This is a genomic window from Waterburya sp. (assembly GCF_058530065.1).
Genome location: NZ_JBZNBU010000276.1, coordinates 1 through 4,058 on the forward strand (window position 1 = coordinate 1; position 4,058 = coordinate 4,058).

3 protein-coding genes and 1 pseudogene are annotated in these 4,058 nt (G+C 36.0%); all 4 read left to right on the top strand.

Annotated features, from left to right (window positions below; all coding sequences use genetic code 11):
- Positions 1-206: pseudogene (locus AC33VI_RS16530) on the top strand (2-succinyl-6-hydroxy-2,4-cyclohexadiene-1-carboxylate synthase); the annotation flags it as partial.
- A gap of 191 nt (positions 207-397) precedes the next feature.
- Positions 398-1,816, top strand: coding sequence for a GAF domain-containing protein (locus AC33VI_RS16535; protein WP_491783359.1), 1,419 nt, complete (start codon positions 398-400; stop codon positions 1,814-1,816).
- A 262-nt stretch (positions 1,817-2,078) separates the two neighbouring features.
- A complete protein-coding gene (locus AC33VI_RS16540; RefSeq protein WP_491783360.1) occupies positions 2,079-3,095 on the top strand; it encodes a glycosyltransferase family 2 protein in 1,017 nt (338 codons plus the stop codon).
- Between the two features lie 41 nt (positions 3,096-3,136).
- Positions 3,137-3,817, top strand: coding sequence for a hypothetical protein (locus tag AC33VI_RS16545; RefSeq protein WP_491783361.1), 681 nt, complete (start codon positions 3,137-3,139; stop codon positions 3,815-3,817).
- Positions 3,818-4,058 lie beyond the last annotated feature (241 nt).

Consider the following 4,058-nt stretch of genomic DNA (forward strand, 5'->3'; position numbering starts at 1 on the left):
CTTCTCTCTGGGAAGAGCTAATAAATATTAAGCTCCCCATACTCTTAGTAGTAGGTGAATTAGATCCTAAATTTGTGGCGATTAACCAAAAGATGAACTTAAAATCTCCTCAATTTAAGTTAAAGGTAGTAGAAAATACTGGACACAATGTTCATCTAGAACAGTCAGATAAATTCGCCCAAATTATCAATTCTTTTGTCCTGTAATTCTAAAATACAACTATTTTTAAGGGGTACAATTTGTTGTTTTATTTTTACTTGAACAATAAGTTATAAAAATAGGCTAAAATTTTCAGTAATTATACATAGATTTACTTGTAAGTAATTTATCAATAACTATTCAAATTAAGATTTAATCTGCTTTTTTGCCAAAAATAAGCAAAATATTTTAAAGACATATGACTATTCAACCACCATCATCATGGTCAGAAATTTCGTCTAATGGTGCGAAAAATCAAAATTTAACGACCGATTTATTTAAAAAACTTACCTTCGCAACTACAGAACCAGAAATTCTTCAAGTAGCAGTAGAAATCACCTACGAAACTTTAAAATGCGATCGCGTTGTAGTTTACAGTATGGAGTCTGCATCCAGGTGTCAAATTACAGCCGAAGCAGTTACCCCTGGTTACGCTCAAATTTTGGGGACAACTATTGAAGATCCTTGTTTTGAAGCCAGATATATCGACAAATATCAACGGGGAAGGGTGAAAGCCAACACCAATATCCGCAATGCAGGGATGAGCCTTTGCTATGTAGAAAACTTAGCCAAAATAGATGTTAAAGCTAATTTAGTAGTACCCTTAGTATCTGCCGATAATTCTCTCTATGGTTTGTTGGTCATGCACCAATGTTCTAGTACGAGAAAATGGCAGCAACCAGAGGTAAACTTTGCTCTCAGCGTCGCTAATTGGACGATGAAACAAGTGTCTCAAGCCAAAATTCATTCTCAACTCCAGGAGCAAATTAGCCGCAACCACCAAGCAAGGGAGCTACTGACTTCTATTACCCAAGAAATTCATGGTGCAAATATCTCAGAAGATGTACTGCAAATAGCAGTAGATAGAGCAAAAGAAATTTTAAATTGCGATCGCGTGGTAGTTTATTGCTTGCAAGACGGTAGTTTGGGAGAGATTGTCGCCGAAGCCACAATGCCCGCTTTAGCTTCCATTTTAGCGAGGGTGATTAAAGATCCTTGTTTTGAGTATCGCTATATAGATCGCTATCAAAAAGGCAGAATTAGAGCGATCGATAATATTTATGATGCGGGCATGACTCCCTGTTATGTGGACAATCTAGCCAAGATAGGAGTGAAATCCAATTTGGTTGCCCCGATTAATTGGGACAATGGCAAGATATATGGTTTATTGGTAGCTCATCAATGTTTCGACTTTAAGCAATGGCAACAAAACGACATTGACTATTTTCAGCAAATTGCTTTTCATGCGGGTTTATCTCTCTCTAAAGCTAAATTGCGGGAAGAATCTCAAATAGTTGAAATGGGTCTGACTAAATTAGACAATGTTAAAAACACTGTTCGAGCAGCAGAAGTCAAACTACAACAAATCGACCGACCTATTCAAAACATGGATAGGATCTCGATCGAAACCAATAATTTGAATAAACTATTAGCCAGAGAAATCAACGCCATCGCTAGCACTGCTTCCTCAGAAACCAGAAAAAATTTGAAGCTAATTTCAATTATTGCTAAGAAATTGACAGTTATTAGTTCCAAGTTAAACGAATCTTTACTTGCTGCGAACAAATATCGCCAAGAAGCGATCGAAGTCTTAGAAACAACCAAAAAAGATTTATAGCAAGAGCGATCGAGAAACATCTAGCGATCTGTAGAGATTATTCTAGTATTATTTTTTTCTTTAAGTTTTTCTTTTGAGTGCCTTTATGTTTAAGGTATTCTTAACTTGTTAAAAAGTTTTTTCCTTTAAGATATATTCTAGTGGAGCAGAATATCGATACTTAAAAAATACTCGTTTAAAATAGTTTTTCTGGGGTAAGGTGCTTATTGTTCGGATCTGTAACCTATAAGGAAAATACCAAGCTTAAAGATAAATCGAAAAAATGACTCCTGAAATATCGGTTGTAATTCCTGCATACAATAGCGAAGCTTACATAGCGCAAGCTCTGGAATCTGTTTTATCTCAAACCTATCTCAATTTTGAAGTCATCTTAATTGACGACGCATCTACTGACTCAACTGTCAGAATCGCTCGTAGTTTTCACGATCAGAGAGTCAAAATAATTAGTAATCAACAAAACAGAGGTGTCAGCTATAGTCGTAATTGTGGAATTCAATTGGCTAGGGGTACTTGGATCGCACTTTTAGATTCCGACGATTGGTATGCACCAGAGAGACTAGAAGTACTATTGTCCGTAGCCAAGCAAGAAAATGCAGACTTGATAGCCGACGATCTCAACCTAATTCGCGATCGCGACTCTCAACCCTGGAGTACTTTGTTGCAAGAAAATCAACTACCAAGATCTTCAGTAACAGCGATCGATGCTCTTGATTTTGCGATCGCCGATCGCCCTAATTCAATTAATAAAAAGAGAAACTGGAGTTTCGGTTATACCAAACCTCTGATGAAACGAGAATTTTTACTCGATCGCAATATTGAATATGACGAAGCGATCGACGTTGGCGAAGATTTTGTTTTATATTTAGAATGTTTGAGACAACAAGCTAAATTTGTTTTATTGCCCCAAGCTTATTATTTTTATCGCACTCGCATTACTTCTCTTTCTACTAGAAAACCAACAGAATATTTAGCAGAATCGAGAAACATTATTCAACTGTTTATCGATCGCGAACGTGAAACTAGTGGTGATTCTCAATTATTAGAAGTATTGTTAGAAAGCTGGTTAATCTATAATAAAAGGCTGGCTTACCATCGAGTTCTAGAAACAATTAAGCAGAGAAAAGTCGCTGAAAGTCTTTTTTTGATTATAGATAATCCATATATTTTAAGCACCTTATTTCATAAGTTTTATAGTATAATCGCCCAGAAACTTATGTCCCTTGTGGAATCTAGAAATATGGACATAATTGATTTAAACATAGCTTCTGTGAAAGAATAAAATAAATCAATTTAATTGCAACCGAATAAAATTAGAATCCAATGACCATAGCTGTATCTATCCCCATAGACTTGTCTAGCAGGAAAGAAATTGCCGAAACTCTTTTGGCTAAATATGGTACAGAGTATTTATTTTTGGGTCGGATTTTTCAAGAGACTACTACCAATCAAAGTTGCGAAATTGAGATTAGTAATGCTCAGAAGGACGAGAAATTTGATAATAATTATGATGGGAAAGTTGTTCGTTTAATTTCTACTGATGTAGGTTATGAAGCTTGCGTGACAATGGCTCGCTTTACTCAAGTTTTCCTCCAGATTGGCGGTACTACCGTTCGACTAGAATCATCTCAATTAGATTGCGAAGTAGATAAGTGGCTAGCTAAATATAATTCCCAAGATGTATTCGATATTTATTCTTTATATGTCGGTTTGATTGAAGGGGAAGATAATTACTACTCCTGTGGAATGCACAACTTCGGCAAAGCGGATGTTTCTCTAGAAGGAAAGGAAGATATTGGCTTGGCTATTTATGTAATGAATGTATTTAATTACTATCGTTTAACTGAGTCGCCCATTCTTCAAGACGAACACACCTTTAAACCAGATATCGAATCTCCAAGCTACACAATGAAGTGGATTCCCGATCGAGAATACGAAAGCAACAGTCTGCTATACAATCCTTGCGGGAGGTGGCATCTATATCGAAATATTAATCTGGACTAGGTGAATTGAGTTATACCATTTTTCTTTAATTCGACGGCGTTGGTGAATAAAGGTATGATTTTTCAAGAATGCGATCGCTAAAAAGAAATGTGTTTTTGAATATAAGGAACTGGGACATCTGAAAATTTTAGATAGTGGATAATTCGGGTTAACTGAAAAAGTTGGGAACAGTTGTCATCAATAAAGTTGAAGGTGGTTGAGGACTATTAAAATCCAAGGAAAACTGGGATAATTGCTCAAA

Bases quoted from the DNA above. Each gene is read 5' to 3' on its own strand.
- AC33VI_RS16545 (WP_491783361.1), top strand. From the start codon at position 3,137: ATGACCATAGCTGTATCTATCCCCATAGACTTGTCTAGCAGGAAAGAA.
- AC33VI_RS16535 (WP_491783359.1), top strand. From the start codon at position 398: ATGACTATTCAACCACCATCATCATGGTCAGAAATTTCGTCTAATGGT.
- AC33VI_RS16540 (WP_491783360.1), top strand. From the start codon at position 2,079: ATGACTCCTGAAATATCGGTTGTAATTCCTGCATACAATAGCGAAGCT.